Source organism: Methylobacterium thuringiense (genome assembly GCF_022179645.1).
Lineage (GTDB): Bacteria > Pseudomonadota > Alphaproteobacteria > Rhizobiales > Beijerinckiaceae > Methylobacterium > Methylobacterium thuringiense.
In genome coordinates this window covers 94,316-110,258 of the sequence record NZ_BPRA01000024.1, presented here as the reverse complement: position 1 = coordinate 110,258, position 15,943 = coordinate 94,316, and the positions used below count along the sequence as shown (strand labels likewise).

Here is a 15,943-nt window from a genome sequence, read left to right as displayed (position 1 = left end):
GAATGACGAAAGCGCAAAAAGCTCAGTCGAGCCCGATCGCCACGAAGCGGACGTCGCCGCTGGCGCCGGCGACGAGGAGCAGCACGGACTTGCGCGACTCCTTCTTCAGGGCCTCCACGCGCTTGGTCACCTCGGCCGGCGTGCTGACGGCCTCCTGGCCGACCTCGACGATGACTTCGCCGGGGACGATGCGCTTGTCGGCAGCGGTCGAGTTCGGATCGACGCGGGTGACCACGACGCCCTTCACGGTATCCTTGATGCTGAACTTCCGGCGCAACTCGTCGGTCAGGCCGGACAGGTTGAGGCCGAGCGCCTGGCGGGCGGCGCTTTCGGGCTCCGGCTGCTTCGCATTGGCGAGTTGCGGCTTTTCGCCGTCCTCCAGACGCCCGAGCAGCACGGACTTCGTCTGTTCCTGACCCTTGCGGACGATGATCACCTCGACGGTCTTGCCGACGGGCGTCTGCGCGACGATGCGCGGAAGCTCGCTCGACGACTTCACGACGGTGCCGTTGAACTTGGTGATCACGTCGCCGACTTCGAGACCGGCGGGTTTGGCCGGGCCCTTCTCATCGACGCCCGCGATTAGCGCCCCCTTGGGGCCGCCCTTGAGGCCGAGCGCCTCGGCCGTGGCGTCGTCGACGTTCTGGATGCGCACGCCGAGCCAGCCGCGGCGGACTTCGCCGAACTCGCGCAGCTGGTCGAGCACCGGGCTCGCGGTGTTCGAGGGCACGGCGAAGCCGATGCCGACGGAACCGCCCGACGGCGACAGGATCGCCGTGTTGATGCCGATGACCTCGCCGTTCATGTTGAACAGCGGACCGCCGGAGTTGCCCTTGTTGATGGCCGCGTCGGTCTGGATGTAGTTGTCGTAGGGGCCGGATTCGATGTTGCGGCCCCGTGCCGAGACGATGCCGGCCGAGACCGAGCCGCCGAGTCCGAACGGGTTACCGATGGCCATGACCCAATCGCCCGGGCGCATCTTGTCGGAATCGCCGAACGGCACCGCCTTGAGGGGACGTTCCGCGGTCGGCTTTACGCGCAGGATCGCGAGGTCGATCTTCGAATCCTTGCCGACGATCTCGGCCTTCAGCTTCGTGCCGTCGTGCAGGATCACCTGGATGTCGTTGGCGTCGCCGATGACGTGGTTGTTGGTGATGACGAGGCCGGACGCATCGATGATGAAACCGGATCCGAGCGAGTTCGACTTGCGCGACTGCCCACGCGGGCTGTCGTCTTCGCCCTTGTTGTCACCCTTGTTGTTGTCGCCGCGCTGACCGCGCTTCTTGAAAAACTCCTCGAACAGATCCTCGAACGGCGTACCGGGCGGCAGCTGCGGTCCGGCCCGGCCACCACGCGACGAGGAATCGACCGTGGTCGAGGCCGAGATGTTCACCACCGCATCCGTCACCTGATCGGCGAGATCGGCGAGCGATTCCGGCCCCTTGGCGAAGGCGGCCTGCGGCACGAAGGCGGCGGCGACCGACATGGGTACCATGGCGCCGATCATCACGGCGGCGAGCGCCGAGCGGGTCCGGCTACGGAGGGCCGGACGATCGACACCCGGAATGGCGCTCGTGACGAGACGCATGGTTCGGTTCCTTCCAGAGCCTGATGCGGGAAAGTTGGGTCCGGTTTCCCGAAAACATGATGCGACATCAATAACCTAAAGCGCGATGCGGTTACCTTGAACCGCATCGCGCTCGAGGAGCGTGCCTATAGATCGGCGCCCGACGCGCACGATCAAGAGCCGCCGGGCAGCGGCTCCTGGGTCATGGCCCTCAGGGCTTGGGAGCGCCGGCCGCGCGACCCTGCGGATCGCCGAAGTAGCGGAAGAACGAGGACGAACTCGGGTTGATGACGAGGCGCGTGTCCTGGCCCTTCATGCTCTGCTCGTAGGCCTGCATCGAGCGGTAGAAGGCGAAGAAGTCGGCGTCCTTCCCGAAGGCCTCGGCGAGGATCCGGTTCCGTTCGGCCTCGCCCTGTCCGCGAAGCTTCTCCGAGCTGCTGGTGGCGTCGGCGAGGAGGACGGTGACCTCCTTGTCGGCCTTGGCCTTGATGGTGGCCGCGGCCTGGTCGCCGTTGGCGCGGATATCGGCAGCTTCGCGTTTCCGCTCCGAGGTCATCCGGTCGTAGACGGCCTGAGAGTTCTTGGCCGGCAGATCGACGCGGGTCATGCGCAGGTCGACGATCTCGACGCCGAGTTGCTTGGCCTGCTTGTTCACGTCCTCCTGGATCTCGTTCATCAGGTCGACGCGGTCGGTGCGCACGATGGCGTCGCGGCTGGAACGGGCGAGGACGTTGCGAAGCGAGGAGTTGGTGAAGCTCGACAGCCTCTGGTTGGCGAGCGGAATGTTGCCGACCGATTGATAGAACTTCAGCGGATCGACGATCCGATAGCGCACGAAGGCGTCGACCTCGAGGTTCTGGCGGTCGGCGGTGAGCAGGGTCTGGACCGGCAGGTCGAGATCGAGCACGCGTTTGTCGAACACCACCACCGTGTCGGTGAACGGCACCTTGAAGTAGAGGCCGGGCTTGGTCTCGCCGGGCGGGTTCAGCACGGCGCGGACACGGCCGAGCTGAAGCACCAGCGCCTGCTGCATCTGGCCGACGGTGAAGACCGAGGCATAGAGCCCGACGATGACGACACCGGCGGCGAGGACGAGGCCGGTGCGGAGGGTTGAGCTGTTCATCGTGCGGCCCCGCCCTGGCTGGATCGTCCACCGAACTCGTTGAGCGGCAGCACGGGCACGACGCCCGCAGCGTTGGCGCCTGCGACGCCCGTGCCGTTCTGATCGAGGATGACCTTGTTCACCGAGCCCAGGACCTTCTCCATCGTCTCCAGGAACAGACGCTCGCGGCTGATCTCCGGAGCGAGCTTGTAGGCGTCGTAAACCTGCGTGAAGCGTGCGGCCTGACCGCTCGCCTCGGCGGTGGCCTGATCGCGATAGGCTTCCGCCGCCTGCACGATCTGCGAAGCCCGGCCGCGTGCCTGGGGCACTTCGCGGCTGGCATAGGTCTCGGCCTCGTTGCGGACGCGCTGGGCGTCCTGCTGCGCGGCGTTCACGTCGATGAAGGCCGGCCGGACTTCCGGCGGCGGGTTGACGCCGGTCAACTGAACGACCGCGATGCTCACACCCGCGCCGTACTCGTCGAGGCCCTTCTGCACGATGTCTTTGACCTCGGCGGCGATGCTCGACTGCTCGTTGGTCAGGATCGCCTGAATGTTGCGGCGGCCGACGACCTCGCGCATCGCACTCTCCGATAGCGCTTTGATCGTGCTCTCGGGATTCTCGAGGTTGAAGACGTAATCCTCGGCCTTGAGCGGGTTGACGCGCCACTGCACCTCGAAATCGAGATCGACGATGTTCTCGTCCGCGGTGAGCATCAGGCTCTCCTCCGGCAGGTCGCGCTGGCGCGCGGCACCTGACCCAGATCGAAAACCGACCTGAATCGAGTTCGTGAAGCCGACGTTCGGCTTGACCACCCCGCCGACCGGATAGGGGAAGTTGTAGCGCAGACCCTCACCACTCTGACCGGTATAGCGCCCGAAGATCGTGTTGATGCCGACCTCGTTGGGCTTCACCGTATAGAAGCCGGTGAGCAGCCAAACTCCGACCAGCAGGCCGAGCAGGATCAGGATACCCTTGCCGCCGCCGAAGCCGCTGCCGGCACCGCCGGGGATGATGCCGCGCAGGCGATCCTGGCCGCGCCGGATCAGGTCTTCGAGGTCCGGCGGGGTCTTGCCGCCACCGCCGCCGCCTCCGCTGCCCCAGGGTCCACCGCCGCCATTGCCACCGCCGGGACGGCCGCCCCAGGGGCCGCCTCCCCCACCGCTACCGCCGCCGCTCTGATTGCTCCAAGGCATTCTCGACGTAGACTCCTGCTCCGGCCTCGACCCGCAAAACACTCACCGTCCCACTTCGGACGGCGGCCTCGCCTGGATCGGTCGCCGGAATCCCCTTGCCGGAAACGTACTTTTTCGAACCGAACGGTCGAGCGCACCTGATTGGCCGCACCCGGTCCTGTCAAGGCCGGGAGGTAGGCATCGCCCCCTTCCACCGCAACGGTTTCGGCGCGGCGTGCAGCCGCGCACCGGCTGCGGCCTAAACGCCGGGCCGATGGGATGAATTCGGAATCCGGGCTCAGCCGATCCGCTCCAGGTCGATGAAGACGAAGGCGTGATCGTCCCGCCCGCCGGCCGGGTGCGCCTCGCGCAGGGTCTCGCGGTATGCGGAGCGGTCGAAGGCCGGCAGGTACGCGTCGCCCTCGGGAGCCGTGTCGACTTCGGTGAGATGGATGCGGTCGGCATGGGGCAGCGCCAGGGCGTAGATCTCGCCGCCGCCGACGACCATCAGTTCGTCGGCCCCGGTTGCCGCCAGCGCCGCGTCCCAATCGTGAACGACCTCGGCGCCTTCCGCCGCGAAGCCCTGGTCGCGGGTGAGCACGATGCTCCGGCGGCCGGGCAGCGGCCGGCCGATCGCCGCGAAGGTCTTGCGGCCCATCAGCATCGGCTTTCCCATGGTGAGCGCTTTGAAGCGCTTGAGATCGCTCGACAGGTGCCAGATCAGGCCGTTGTCGCGGCCGATGACGCCGTTGCGGGCGACCGCCACGACGAGGGAGATGGTCGGGGACGCCATCAGACCGCCACCGGCGCCTTGATGGCCGGATGCGGCGCATAGCCCTCGATGGCGATGTCCTCGTAGGTGAAGTCGAACAGGGAGCGGATCTCCGGGTTGAGGCGCAGGGTCGGCAACGGCCGGGGCTCGCGGGCACGCTGCGTCCGCGCCTGCTCCAGGTGGTTCACGTAGAGATGCGCGTCGCCGAAAGTGTGGACGAAATCGCCCGGCTGCAGGCCCGTCACCTGCGCGATCATGGCGGTGAGCAGAGCATAGCTCGCGATGTTGAAGGGAACGCCCAGAAACACGTCGGCGGAGCGCTGGTAGAGCTGGCAGGAGAGCCGGCCCTCGGCCACGTAGAACTGGAAAAGGCAGTGACAGGGCGCCAGCGCCATCCGGTCGAGATCGGCCGGGTTCCAGGCCGAGACGATGAGGCGGCGCGAGTCCGGGTTGCGGCGGATCTCCGCGACGACTTGCGCGATCTGGTCGACGCTGCCGCCTTCCTTGTCCCAGCTCCGCCACTGCTTGCCGTAGACCGGGCCGAGATCGCCGTTGGCATCCGCCCATTCGTCCCAGATCGTCACGCCCCTGGCCTGGAGCGCCCGCACGTTGGTGTCGCCGGCGAGGAACCAGAGCAGTTCGTGGATGATCGAGCGCAGATGCAGCTGCTTCGTGGTGACGAGAGGGAAGCCCTTGGCGAGATCGAAGCGCATCTGGTGGCCGAACACCGAAAGGGTGCCGGTGCCGGTGCGGTCGTCCTTGCGGACACCCTCCGTCAGGATGCGGTCGAGAAGCTGGTGATAGGCCTGCATGCGCGGAAGGATACGGCGGCGGCAGCCCGACCGATACCCGGCGCGGGATATGGCGCACAGGCTTGGCCGTGCGCCGTCAGTAGCTCCGTGGCCAGAGCAGGTAGGCGAGGAGGGCCAGGTTGCTCCATCCGTGCAGCAGCATGCAGGGCCAGAGGCGGCCGGTGCGCCAGCGCAGCCAACCCAGGGTAAAGGCCAGCGGCAGCAGCGAGATCGGCCGCGCGATGCCGCCGGATTCCGAGAGGTGGGCGAGGGAGAACAGGAGGGCGGTGGACGCGATGACGCCGGCGGGCCTCATGATGCGGCCGGCGCGGGCGAAGGCCTCGCCGCGCATCAGCAGTTCCTCGGCGATGGGCGCGAGCACCACGACGTAGGCGAACCATCCCACCACCGCGAGCGGCGACAGGAAGGGCGAAATGCGAATGCCCTGGGCGAGGCCGCCGTTCAGCGCGCGGGCGGTCTCGGTCACCCAGAGGATGTGGATGACGGGCCAGATCGCCATGATCAGCCACAGCCTGAGCGGACTGCCGGTCCGCGGCTCGGCCGGACGGGTCAGCGCGAGCCTGCGCCGCCAGGCGGCGCCGTCCTGCCAGAGGGCGAGGCCGACGGCGAAGCCGGCGATCAGCACCTGCCGCAGGACGTCGGCGGCGACGCCGCGGCGGGCCTCCTCGTAGATCGGCAGGCGCGGCCGCAGGGCCGTCGGCGTGAAGATGTCGAGGCCGATCCTGTAATCCGCCACGATGCGCACCAGGACGAGCGACAGGATGCCCGCCAGGGCCAGCACCACGACAGGAATCGCCACGAACAGGACGGCCTGCAGCAGCCAGCGCCCGAGGCCGATGGGCGGGCTCGTAGCGGGCTCCGCCGGACGTTCCGGCCCCGCTTGCGCCGCATGACGGGCGTGCACGGGAGCAACAGCGGCATCATCGAGCAGTCCGTGGCGAGGATCGCTCTTCAAAACCGCCCCCGGTCCCTCTATATTCGCTTTGCCGGTCGCAAGGCCGGCTATGGCGATAAACGTTCTTCGAAATAAACCTATCGGACCCGGGGGCGGTACCCGGCGCCTCCACCAAGACCCAGGACCGATGGCCGCAAGGCCCGGATCGGCCTCAGACCTGGGTTTCGGCGGGGGCGAAATAGGATCGACGAGGGCGTAAAGGGTGAACTTTTGCTCGGCATGGTTCCGCCGTTATCGGGCCTCTGCAATAGTTGCCAATGACAACTTTGCTCCGGTCGCTGTCGCCGCGTAAGCGGTGCCGGTTACCGAAATCAAGTCCTAGCGGGTAGCACTGCATAGGCGGGGTTCGGAGGTACCTGGCAACAGAAACCTCCACTTTCATTTTGACGACCCCGGCGGCCTCCGACGTCCGGAACGCATCCCGGGCAGAGCGAGCGCCGATGGCAGAAGACCTGATCCGCTACGATCTCATGGTGCAGGACGCGTTGCGCGGCGTCGTGAAGCGGGTGCTGACCGACGCGGCCCGCGAGGGACTTTCCGGCGAGCACCACTTCTACGTGTCGTTCCGTACGGAAGCACCGGGCGTCCGCATGTCGCAGCGGCTGCGCGAAAAATACCCGCAGGAGATGACGATCGTCCTGCAGCACCAGTTCTGGGACCTCGGCGTCACCGAGCATACCTTCGAGGTCGGCCTGTCATTCTCGGGTGTGCCCGAGCGGCTGCTGGTGCCGTTCGATGCGCTCTCGGGCTTCTTCGACCCCTCCGTGCAGTTCGGCCTCAAGTTCGATCTTCAGGAAGAGGGTGAGACCTCCGAGGAGAGCGATTCCACGCCGACCCTCGTGAAGACCGGCCCGCGCGGCGCGGCCTCCGAGCCGACGGAGATCAAGCCGAAGAACGCCGGCCTCGCCGCCATCTCCGGGCCGCCCAAGATCGTCCCGGCCCTCCCCGCCGCCGGCAACAAGGCCGACGAGAAGTCCAACGACACGGACAAGCCGGGCAAGGATGCTCCGGCCGAGAAGGTCGCGGGCAAGGATATCGGCGCCGAGGTCGTGAGCCTGGATTCGTTCCGCAAGAAGAGCTGAGCGGCCGGACGACGGGACGTTGCAGGCTGCGCGTCCCGTTCGGTCGCGAGTCTTATTACGGCTTCCGGTCGATCGGATCATACGCCGCGTGTCGGCGAGGACGCCCGTCCCCGTCTTTACGAGCACAGCGAAGCAAAGACGCACGTTGGCCGCTCGGTCGATGGGAGACCGCACCGCCCGTGAGGCGGCGGTGGCCCCGGACCGAAACGGCCGCATCACCGCTTGCTGGGTTCGCCCTTCTCGGAGTCCGGCAGGCCGGCGTACCAGTCCGAATAGCTCGTGTTCTTCGCCATGCGCCGGTTCTGGTCCGGGGCGCCGTCGGTCCACCAGACCGGCCCGCGTTCGCCGAGCCCGTGCTTGGCCGTGTCGACGGCACGGCGGGCGCGCGCAAGCGCTTCGTCGTCACCCGATCGCTTCGCCGCCCGTACGGCCCGCCGCGCGTCCATCAGTTCGCGGACGAGCCGGTCGCGCTGCACCGGCTCCAGGTCCGGCCGCTGCCGCCGCCAGAGCCGGCCGTGCACGACGATGTAGCGGCCGTCCGGGGTTTCGAGGATGGACATGACCCGACCGATCGATCGTCTTGCTCGATATGCGCGAAGACGATAGCGCGCCTGCGACGACGAGACACCGTGCTTCCGCCGGCCAATCGCGCCGGAGCATCGGCTGTTCCGAACGCCGGCAGCCACTTTTCGGGCCGATGCCCTATGAGGGCCTATCTCCTCCGCCCATTTCGGAACCCGACTTGATCCGCATCGCGCTCCTCACCTTCGTTATCGTATTCCTGGCGCCGATCGCCCTGTCGGCCACTCTCTACTATCTCCGGAACGACATCGTCGACTGGCGGACCGCCGACCGCTCGAGCGCGGGGCTGCTGCCGCCGGCGGGCGGGCATCCCGATGCGGTGGTGCGGGTGTTTTCGGCCCGGACGGTGAGTTGGCGCGGCATTGTCGCCAGCCATAGCTGGATCGTCGTGAAGGAGGCCGGCGGCCGCGCCTACCAGCGCTTCGACTACACGGCCTGGGGCATGCCGATCTGGGTCGACCGCTTCGTGCCGGATGGCCGCTGGTTTGGAAGCGCGCCAGACCTCGTCTTCGCCGCGGACGGTGCCGAGGCCGAACGCATGCTGCCGCGCATCCGGGCTGCCATCTCCGGCTACCGCTATGCCGGGATCGGCGATTACCGCCTGTGGCCGGGGCCGAACTCCAACACCTTCATCGCGACGGTGATGAGTGCCGTGCCCGAGATGCAGGCGAGCCTGCCGGCCACGGCGATCGGGAAGGATTTTCCCTATGATGGACGCTGGGTCGGCCCGACCCCGTCGGGAACCGGCTTCCGGATCAATCTCGGCGGCTATCTCGGATTAACGCTCGGTTGGGTCGAAGGGCTGGAGGTGAACATTCTCGGCGCCGTCGCCGGCCTCGATATCCGACGGCCGGGCCTCAAGCTGCCGGGTCTCGGCCGGATCGGGGTTTGAGACCAACGCATGCAGCGCCGGCCGCAACGCCGCATGCCGGGAACGAACCCCACGGCGCGCTCTTCTCTGCTCGCTTCGCGGATCTGAGGAGAACGCCATGGACGACGAACGGGTTTGGTCTTTCGAGAAGAGCCTCTGGACCGGCGACGAAGAGAATTACCGTAAGCTGATCGACGACGAATGCCTGATGGTGCTGCCGCATCCGCCCTTCGTGATGAGCGGGGCCCAGGCCGTCGCGGCGGTCGCCGGCACGCCGCGATGGGCGGAGGCAGAGCTGTCGAAGGGGCAGATCGCCCGGCCGCAGGAAGGCCTCATCGTCATCGCCTATCAGGCCAAGGCCTCCCGCGAGGACGAGCGATACGAAGCGTATTGTACGTCGACCTATCGGCGGCTCTCGCACGAAGAATGGCGCGTGGTGCAGCACCAGCAGACGCTGCCGGCCGCCATCGCCGGCGTGGTCGAGAAGCGCTGATCAGCGGCAGGGGGCGACGCGCGAACCGTCGTCTCCCTGTCCGCCGCGCGGCGCGATCTACCGATCGCGGTTCTTGCGGCGTGAACTTCGGGCGCAACCGGCCGTTGCCAGCCGACTTGTCGGATCAAACGGATACGCTCGATGACGCGCATGACGATGGCCCTCGCTGCCGGCCTGGGATTCGCCCTGGTCGGCCCGGCCCTGGCGCAGATCACCACCGGCGGCGCAGCCAATACCGGAATCGCCCCGCCTCCGGTCGTCGGCGGCGTTCCGGCCGGGACAGTTCGCAGCGGAACGCTCGACACGCGCAGCCCCGATGCGCCCGCCGGCAACGCGGCGAGCCGCAGCAATTCCTCGGTGCCCGGCACCACGCCGGACGTGAACATCGGCGGCACCCCGACGAGCGGCCCGCCCGGCACCGGTGGCGCGGCCGGCGGACCCTCGCTCGGCAACTGACGGTCGCCGTCCCACCTCCCGGAAAAGCGATAGGCCTCCCATGCGCGCCGTGATCTTCGACATCGACGGCACGCTGCTCGACAGCGTCGACCTGCATGCGCAGGCCTGGGTCGAAGCCTTCGCGCATTTCGGCGTGGAGACTGACCCGGCGCTGGTCCGGCGCCAGATCGGCAAGGGCGGCGACGAGCTGATGCCGGTGTTTCTGTCGGCAGAACGCGTGGAGCGCGAGGGCGAGGCGATCGAGGCCTGGCGTTCCGACCTGTTCAAGCGCGACTATCTCGATCGGGTGAAGCCGTTCCCCGGCGTACGCGCCCTGTTCGAGCGCATCCGCGCGGCGGATCTGCAGATCGCGCTGGCGTCCTCCGGCAAGCGGGACGAGGTCGAGCACTATCAGGAAATCTTGGGGATCGCGGACCTCGTGGACATGGCGACCTCATCGGACGACGCCGAGCGGTCGAAGCCCCATCCGGACATCTTCCAGGCGGCTCTGAAGAAGCTCGCGCCCCTCGATGCCGGGTCGATGATCGTGGTCGGCGATACGCCCTACGATGCCGAAGCCGCTGGCAAGGCCGGCCTGTCGACGATCGGCCTGCTCTGCGGCGGCTTTCCCGAGGCGGATCTGTCGGCGGCCGGCTGCGTCGCGATCTACCGGGATCCGCAGGCTCTGCTCGACGGCTTCGATCGCTCGCTGCTCAAGACGGGATAGCCGTCTGGCCGGAATGGGCGGGGCCTCAATGCCGCCGCTTCACCAGCATCCGCAGCCCACCCTCCGGCCGCAGCGTCACCCGGTGCAGCGGTACCACCGGCGGGTGGCCGGCCGCGAGGTCGAGGCGGACCGCATGGGCGATGTGGGCCAGCACGATCGTCGCCTCCTGCAGTGAAAAGCTCTGGCCGATGCAGACGCGCGGCCCCGCGCCGAAGGGCAGGTAGGCGAAGCGCAGAATCTTTTCGCGGTTCTCGGGGAGGAAGCGCTCGGGGATGAAGGCGTCGGGGTCGTCCCACAGCGTCTTGTGCCGATGCAGCACCCAGGGCGCGACCATCACCGTGGAATTCTTCGGGATCTTGACCCGGCCGATGCGGTCCTCGCGGATAGCCTGCCGGCTCATGAACGGCACCGGCGGAAACAGCCGCATCGTCTCCTCCATCACCGCCTTGGCGAAGGGGAGGTTTTCGAGGGCGAAATGTCCGTCGGGGCCGACGGCCGCATCGGCCTCCGCTTCCAGGCGCTCGCGCGAAGCATCGTCCTGCGACAGGCAATACAGCGCCCAGGTCAGGGCGTTGGCCGTCGTCTCATGGCCGGCGGCGATGAAGGTGACGATGTTGGCCTTCACCTCAAGATCGGTGAGGCCGTTGCCGGTCTCGGGATCGCTCGCGGTGAGGAGCAGCGTCAGCAGGTCGTGCGGCGCGTCGGCACCCGCAGCGGTCAGCGCGCGGCGACGCGCGACCAACTCGTCCACCACCTCCTCGAAGAAGCGCCCGGCCGGCCGCGCGCGCAGCCGGCCGATCCGAGGCACGAAATTCGGCATGTTGAAGACGTCGAGCGGATCGATCGGACCGATCGCCTCCAGGAAGCGGGAGATCGCGCGGCCCACCGCGTCCGGATCGCGCTTGAGGCCGTGGGTAAAGATCGTGCGTTCGAGGACGTCGAGGGAGACGCGGGTCGTCTCGTTCGCCGCCTCGACATGGGCGCCGTCGCGCCGGGCGAGCCGGCGCGCAAGACGGGCGCCGGCGAAGTTCATCGGCTCGGCAAAGCTCACGACGTGGCGAGGGGAGAAGATCGGCGCGATGGTGCGGCGCTGGTTGCGCCACTCTTCGCCCTCGGCCGAAAGCAGGCCGTTGCCGAGCCCTGGCGCCAGGATGCGCCGCTGGAGATCGTCCTTGCGGTAGTTTTTCGCGTTCTCGACGTAGAGGTAGCGGATCAGCGCCGGGTCGCTCACCACGGTGATCCGGCCCATCACCCCGTCGGCCGCGACGACCGGCTGCTCGAAATGCGCACGCATCCAGGTGGTGATCGGGTTCTTTCGCGCCGCCTTGAGGAAGGCGAACATACCGAGATCCTGCGTACGCGGCTTCGGCACGACCGGGCGGAAGCGGAACGGCACGGTTTCGCCCAAGACGACGGTGTCCGGTGGCATCGTCTCTCCTCTGAAACCCGACGAAAAGCGGAATCGCCCTCGCCGGCTCCCTTCGTTAAGTAGGGGCGCGCAGACGCCAACGAAGAGGCCACGATGTCGCCGGACCAGCCCACCGAGACCCGTACCGAATCCGACACCTTCGGCCCGATCGCGGTGCCGGCGCACCGCTACTGGGGCGCGCAGACCCAGCGCTCGATCCAGAATTTCCGCATCGGCACCGAGCACCAGCCCGCGCCGATCGTCCATGCGCTGGGCCTCGTGAAGCAGGCCGCGGCCCTGGTGAACAAGGATCTCGGCGGCCTCGATGCCAAGGTCGCCGACGCCATCGCGGCATCCGCCGCCGAAGTCGTCGCGGGGAAACACGACGGCGAGTTTCCGCTGGTGGTCTGGCAGACCGGCTCGGGCACGCAATCCAACATGAACGCCAACGAGGTCATCGCCTCGCTCGCCAACGAGCGGCTCGGGGGCAAGCGCGGCGGCAAGTCGCCGGTACACCCGAACGATCATTGCAATCGCGGCCAGTCCTCGAACGACACCTTCCCCACCGCCATGCACATCGCGGTCGCCCGCGAGATCCAGGAGCGCCTGATCCCGGCGCTGACTCATCTGCACGGCGCCCTCGACGCCAAGGCGAAGGCGTTTGCGTCGATCGTGAAGATCGGCCGGACCCACCTGCAGGACGCGACGCCGGTCTCCCTCGGCCAGGAATTCTCCGGCTACGCGGCGCAGGTGGCGCTCGGCGGGGCGCGCATCGCCGCGACGCTGCCGGGCGTGCTGGCGCTGGCGCAGGGCGGCACCGCCGTCGGCACCGGCCTCAACACCCATCCGGAATTCGCCGAGCGCTTCGCGGCCAAGGTCGCCGAGCTGACCGGCCTGCCCTTCACCACGGCCGAGAACAAGTTCGAGGCGCTGGCGACGCACGACGCGCTGGTGTTCACGCAAGGCGCGCTGACGGCACTGGCCTCGGGCCTGTTCAAGATCGCCAACGACATCCGCCTGCTCGGCTCGGGGCCGCGCTCGGGCCTCGGCGAGCTCTCGCTGCCGGAGAACGAGCCGGGCTCGTCGATCATGCCGGGCAAGGTCAACCCGACCCAGTGCGAGGCGCTGACCATGGTCTGCGCGCAAGTTGTCGGCAACGGCACCACGGTGAGCTTCGCCGGCTCACAGGGCCATTTCGAGCTCAACGTATTCAAGCCGGTGATCGCCAACGCGGTGCTGCAGTCGATCCGGCTGCTCGCTGATTCCGCGATCAGCTTCACCGACAATTGCGTCGTCGGCATCAAGGCGAACGAGGACAAGATCGCCGACCTGATGAGCCGCTCGCTGATGCTGGTCACGGCGCTGGCCCCCTCGATCGGCTACGACAAGGCCGCCGAGATCGCCAAGACCGCGCACAAGAACGGCACCACCCTCAAGGAGGAGGCCCTGCGGCTCGGCTATGTCACGGAGGCGGAGTTCGAGCGCGTGGTGCGACCGGACACCATGCTGGCACCCAGCATCGATTAGACGCATGATCGACGTTCCGGCGGGATTGTCCCGCCGGGTCCGGTCGGAGGACGTTTCGCCGTGGCCGAGATCATCAACCTCAACCAGTTCCGCAAGGCGCGCGACAAGGCCGACAAGCAGGCCCGCGCCGCCGAGAACCGCGTCGTCTTCGGTCGCCCCAAGAAGGTGAAGACCTTGGCCGAGAAGAAGGCCGCCATCGAGTCCGACCGGCTCGAGGGCCACCGCCTGAAAAGCCCCGACGAGGAATGAGCGTAGCCGCGCCGGGCGGTCTGAAAAAGCGCTCGGTCATGATCGCCGGCCACAGCACCAGCGTCTCGCTGGAGGCGCCGTTCTGGGACGCGCTGCGCGAGATCGCGGTCACGCGCGGGCAATCGGTCCAGGCGCTGATCGGGGCGATCGATGCGGGACGCGGCGGGCAGAACCTGTCGTCCGCGATCCGGGTATTCGTGCTGGCAGCGGTGCAGCGGATGCCGTAGCCGACGGGCGCCGATTTGCACAACCTGAAGCAGCCTTCGACCTAAATCCTCACCATAAGTAGCAGCATACTCTCAAAGACTAAAATTCGATTGATTTTTATACTTGGTTAACCAATTCGAAGTCTTCTGAGAACAGCTCCGGAATTATTCTTTCGGCGCCCGGATTGTACCAAGCGCCGGTCGTCCGGGATTGCCCCCGCGCGCCTCAATGGTTGACATGCACCTCCGTCTCTCGATCAAGAGCGCCCTTTCCGGCGCATTCGGCCTGCTCGCCCTCATTGCCGCGGGGCAGGGCGGGCTCTCGCTCTCCAAGCTCTCCAACATCCGCCAATACACGAACGATGTGGCCATCACCTGGCTCCCGTCCGTCCTGGCGGTCAGCGAACTCAAGGGGGCGATATCCGAGGTTCGGATCAAGCAGCTCCGGGTCATCGCACTCTCCGGTTCTCCGGCGCAGTACGCCGAGAACGACGCGCAGTTGGGCGATACGCTGACGAAAGTCGCGCAGGCCAGGAAAACGTACGAGCCGCTGATCACGTCACCTGAGGAGCGAGCCCTGTACGAAGAGTTCACAGCGCTCTGGAACCACTTCGACAGTATAACGGCGGAGATGCGCGATCTGGCACGGGCCGGACAGACCGCAGCGGCCGCAACGTTGCTTGGAAAGCCGGAAAACGTCAATAATTATAATATGATGCGCGATACTCTGTCGCGAGATGCCGCGCTCAACGCGCAAGGCGCTACGCGGGATTCGCGAGGATCGGTCGAGGCGGCGGACGCGGCAGCTCTCGCAGCCTACGTTTCTGTCGCGCTCGCCATTGCGGCCGCCATCGGCGCAGCGGCGTTCGGCATGATCGGCATCTCGCGTCCGATCGGCCGGATGACCGCGACGATGGATCTCCTGGCGAAGGGCGACGCCTCGATCGACGTGCCTTATCGGACGCGCCACGACGAGATCGGCGCCATGGCGTCGGCCGTCCAGGTGTTCAAGGACAACCTGATCCGCACCAGGGCGCTCGAAGAGGAAACGGCCCTGGCCCGCAGGAGTGCCGAAGAGCAGCGCAAGAAGGCGATGCGCGACATGGCCGACGGCTTCGAGCAGGCGGTGAGCGGCATCATCGGCATGGTGACCTCGGCCGCCACCGAGCTGCAGGCGACCGCCCAGACCATGACGGCAACGGCCACCGAGACGGCGAGCCAGTCGACCACGGTAGCCGCCGCGGCGGAAGAGGCCGCCTCGAACGTCAACACGGTGGCCGCCGCGGCCGAGGAACTCGGCTCGTCGGTCCAGGAGATCGGTCGCCAGGTCGATGGGTCCGCCGCGCTTGCCGGAGCGGCCGTCAGCGAGGCGGACCAGACAGCGACGCTGGTGCAGGACCTGAGCGTCGCGGCTGCCAAGATCGGCGACGTCGTCGCGATGATCTCGACGATTGCCGGCCAGACCAACCTGCTGGCGCTCAACGCGACCATCGAGGCAGCACGCGCCGGAGAGGCCGGACGCGGCTTCGCGGTCGTGGCGGCCGAGGTCAAGGAACTGGCTTCGCAGACGGCCAAGGCGACCGAGGAGATCGGCAGCCAGATCGCGCGCATTCAGAGCTCAACCGATCAGGCAGTCGGCGCAATCGGCGGAATCGCCGGACGCATCCGGGAGATCAGCGACGTGGCGACGTCGATCGCCGCGGCGGTGGAAGAGCAGGGCGCGGCGACGCAGGAGATCGTGCGCAACGTCTCCCAGGCCGCGATGGGCACCGGGGAGGTCACCGCGAACATCAGCGGCGTCGCGCGCGCCGCCGAGGACACCGGCGCCGCCGCCTCACAGGTGCTCGCTTCGTCCTCGGAGCTGTCGCGCCAGTCGGAGCACCTGAACCAGGAGGTCGCGCGGTTTCTCGCGACGGTGCGCGCGGCCTGATTTCCTGCCCCGATCGGGACCCACGAACCAAAGGACGTGCCGGCAGCGGC

General features: G+C 67.6%; 17 protein-coding genes and 1 other RNA gene. 10 read left to right on the top strand and 8 right to left on the bottom strand.

What is annotated here, in order from left to right; all coding sequences use genetic code 11:
• Positions 1–22: 22 nt before the first annotated feature.
• The 6 genes from MFF07_RS20320 to MFF07_RS20295 form a co-directional block, all read right to left on the bottom strand.
• Complete coding sequence (locus MFF07_RS20320) at positions 23–1,588, bottom strand: DegQ family serine endoprotease (protein WP_147818811.1); 1,566 nt, start codon at positions 1,586–1,588, stop codon at positions 23–25.
• A gap of 190 nt (positions 1,589–1,778) precedes the next feature.
• On the bottom strand, positions 1,779–2,690 hold the full coding sequence (gene hflC / locus MFF07_RS20315) for a protease modulator HflC (protein WP_147818809.1): 912 nt from the start codon (positions 2,688–2,690) through the stop codon (positions 1,779–1,781).
• Positions 2,687–3,865 (bottom strand): FtsH protease activity modulator HflK, encoded by a 1,179-nt coding sequence (gene hflK, locus MFF07_RS20310; RefSeq protein ID WP_147818807.1) that lies wholly within the window; start codon positions 3,863–3,865, stop codon positions 2,687–2,689. The genes hflC and hflK overlap by 4 nt, the downstream gene beginning before the upstream one ends.
• Positions 3,866–4,142: 277 nt before the next feature.
• Positions 4,143–4,637 (bottom strand): dihydrofolate reductase, encoded by a 495-nt coding sequence (locus MFF07_RS20305; protein ID WP_147818805.1) that lies wholly within the window; start codon positions 4,635–4,637, stop codon positions 4,143–4,145.
• A complete protein-coding gene (locus MFF07_RS20300) occupies positions 4,637–5,428 on the bottom strand; it encodes a thymidylate synthase (protein WP_147818803.1) in 792 nt (263 codons plus the stop codon). The genes MFF07_RS20305 and MFF07_RS20300 overlap by 1 nt, the downstream gene beginning before the upstream one ends.
• A 76-nt stretch (positions 5,429–5,504) precedes the next feature.
• A complete protein-coding gene (locus MFF07_RS20295; RefSeq protein ID WP_238232775.1) occupies positions 5,505–6,332 on the bottom strand; it encodes a CPBP family intramembrane glutamic endopeptidase in 828 nt (275 codons plus the stop codon).
• A 42-nt stretch (positions 6,333–6,374) separates the two neighbouring features.
• On the opposite strand from MFF07_RS20295, the gene ssrA reads away from it, so the two are divergent.
• Both ssrA and MFF07_RS20285 read left to right on the top strand, forming a co-directional pair.
• Positions 6,375–6,760, top strand: a transfer-messenger RNA (tmRNA) gene (ssrA, locus tag MFF07_RS20290).
• Between the two features lie 63 nt (positions 6,761–6,823).
• Positions 6,824–7,465, top strand: a complete 642-nt coding sequence (locus MFF07_RS20285; protein WP_147816351.1) for an SspB family protein — start codon at positions 6,824–6,826, stop codon at positions 7,463–7,465.
• Positions 7,466–7,680: 215 nt separating this feature from the next.
• Here MFF07_RS20285 and MFF07_RS20280 read toward each other — a convergent pair whose 3' ends face one another.
• The gene (locus MFF07_RS20280) at positions 7,681–8,025 is read right to left on the bottom strand and encodes a hypothetical protein (RefSeq protein WP_147816352.1); all 345 of its coding nucleotides are present in this window, start codon (positions 8,023–8,025) and stop codon (positions 7,681–7,683) included.
• A 182-nt stretch (positions 8,026–8,207) separates the two neighbouring features.
• Between MFF07_RS20280 and MFF07_RS20275 the strand changes: the two genes are divergently transcribed.
• From MFF07_RS20275 to MFF07_RS20260, 4 genes are all read left to right on the top strand, one after another.
• Complete coding sequence (locus tag MFF07_RS20275) at positions 8,208–8,939, top strand: DUF3750 domain-containing protein (protein ID WP_238232774.1); 732 nt, start codon at positions 8,208–8,210, stop codon at positions 8,937–8,939.
• 97 nt (positions 8,940–9,036) lie between these two features.
• Positions 9,037–9,411: a DUF4440 domain-containing protein gene (locus tag MFF07_RS20270; RefSeq protein ID WP_147816354.1), complete on the top strand. Its 375-nt coding sequence runs from the start codon at positions 9,037–9,039 to the stop codon at positions 9,409–9,411.
• Between the two features lie 141 nt (positions 9,412–9,552).
• Complete coding sequence (locus tag MFF07_RS20265; protein ID WP_147816355.1) at positions 9,553–9,867, top strand: hypothetical protein; 315 nt, start codon at positions 9,553–9,555, stop codon at positions 9,865–9,867.
• A gap of 40 nt (positions 9,868–9,907) precedes the next feature.
• Entirely contained in the window at positions 9,908–10,573 is a 666-nt protein-coding gene (locus MFF07_RS20260) for an HAD family hydrolase (RefSeq protein ID WP_147816356.1), read from the top strand.
• Between the two features lie 25 nt (positions 10,574–10,598).
• Here the strand turns inward: MFF07_RS20260 and MFF07_RS20255 are convergent, their stop codons facing one another.
• Positions 10,599–12,002 carry a cytochrome P450 gene (locus MFF07_RS20255; protein ID WP_238232773.1) on the bottom strand — a complete coding sequence of 468 codons (1,404 nt, stop codon included), beginning with the start codon at positions 12,000–12,002 and terminating at the stop codon, positions 10,599–10,601.
• Positions 12,003–12,095: 93 nt separating this feature from the next.
• Between MFF07_RS20255 and fumC the strand changes: the two genes are divergently transcribed.
• From fumC to MFF07_RS20235, 4 genes are all read left to right on the top strand, one after another.
• Entirely contained in the window at positions 12,096–13,508 is a 1,413-nt protein-coding gene (fumC, locus tag MFF07_RS20250; RefSeq protein WP_147816358.1) for a class II fumarate hydratase, read from the top strand.
• A gap of 60 nt (positions 13,509–13,568) precedes the next feature.
• Entirely contained in the window at positions 13,569–13,757 is a 189-nt protein-coding gene (locus MFF07_RS20245) for a DUF4169 family protein (RefSeq protein ID WP_147816359.1), read from the top strand.
• Positions 13,754–13,984, top strand: a complete 231-nt coding sequence (locus MFF07_RS20240) for a ribbon-helix-helix domain-containing protein (protein ID WP_147816360.1) — start codon at positions 13,754–13,756, stop codon at positions 13,982–13,984. Before MFF07_RS20245 ends, MFF07_RS20240 begins: the two co-directional genes overlap by 4 nt.
• A 217-nt stretch (positions 13,985–14,201) precedes the next feature.
• Positions 14,202–15,893, top strand: coding sequence for a methyl-accepting chemotaxis protein (locus MFF07_RS20235; RefSeq protein ID WP_147816361.1), 1,692 nt, complete (start codon positions 14,202–14,204; stop codon positions 15,891–15,893).
• The last annotated feature ends 50 nt before the right edge of the window (positions 15,894–15,943 follow it).

Bases quoted from the DNA above. Each gene is read 5' to 3' on its own strand.
- MFF07_RS20320 (WP_147818811.1), bottom strand. From the start codon at position 1,588: ATGCGTCTCGTCACGAGCGCCATTCCGGGTGTCGATCGTCCGGCCCTC.
- hflC (WP_147818809.1), bottom strand. From the start codon at position 2,690: ATGAACAGCTCAACCCTCCGCACCGGCCTCGTCCTCGCCGCCGGTGTC.
- hflK (WP_147818807.1), bottom strand. From the start codon at position 3,865: ATGCCTTGGAGCAATCAGAGCGGCGGCGGTAGCGGTGGGGGAGGCGGC.
- MFF07_RS20305 (WP_147818805.1), bottom strand. From the start codon at position 4,637: ATGGCGTCCCCGACCATCTCCCTCGTCGTGGCGGTCGCCCGCAACGGC.
- MFF07_RS20300 (WP_147818803.1), bottom strand. From the start codon at position 5,428: ATGCAGGCCTATCACCAGCTTCTCGACCGCATCCTGACGGAGGGTGTC.
- MFF07_RS20285 (WP_147816351.1), top strand. From the start codon at position 6,824: ATGGCAGAAGACCTGATCCGCTACGATCTCATGGTGCAGGACGCGTTG.
- MFF07_RS20280 (WP_147816352.1), bottom strand. From the start codon at position 8,025: ATGTCCATCCTCGAAACCCCGGACGGCCGCTACATCGTCGTGCACGGC.
- MFF07_RS20270 (WP_147816354.1), top strand. From the start codon at position 9,037: ATGGACGACGAACGGGTTTGGTCTTTCGAGAAGAGCCTCTGGACCGGC.
- MFF07_RS20265 (WP_147816355.1), top strand. From the start codon at position 9,553: ATGACGCGCATGACGATGGCCCTCGCTGCCGGCCTGGGATTCGCCCTG.
- MFF07_RS20260 (WP_147816356.1), top strand. From the start codon at position 9,908: ATGCGCGCCGTGATCTTCGACATCGACGGCACGCTGCTCGACAGCGTC.
- MFF07_RS20255 (WP_238232773.1), bottom strand. From the start codon at position 12,002: ATGCCACCGGACACCGTCGTCTTGGGCGAAACCGTGCCGTTCCGCTTC.
- fumC (WP_147816358.1), top strand. From the start codon at position 12,096: ATGTCGCCGGACCAGCCCACCGAGACCCGTACCGAATCCGACACCTTC.
- MFF07_RS20240 (WP_147816360.1), top strand. From the start codon at position 13,754: ATGAGCGTAGCCGCGCCGGGCGGTCTGAAAAAGCGCTCGGTCATGATC.
- MFF07_RS20235 (WP_147816361.1), top strand. From the start codon at position 14,202: ATGCACCTCCGTCTCTCGATCAAGAGCGCCCTTTCCGGCGCATTCGGC.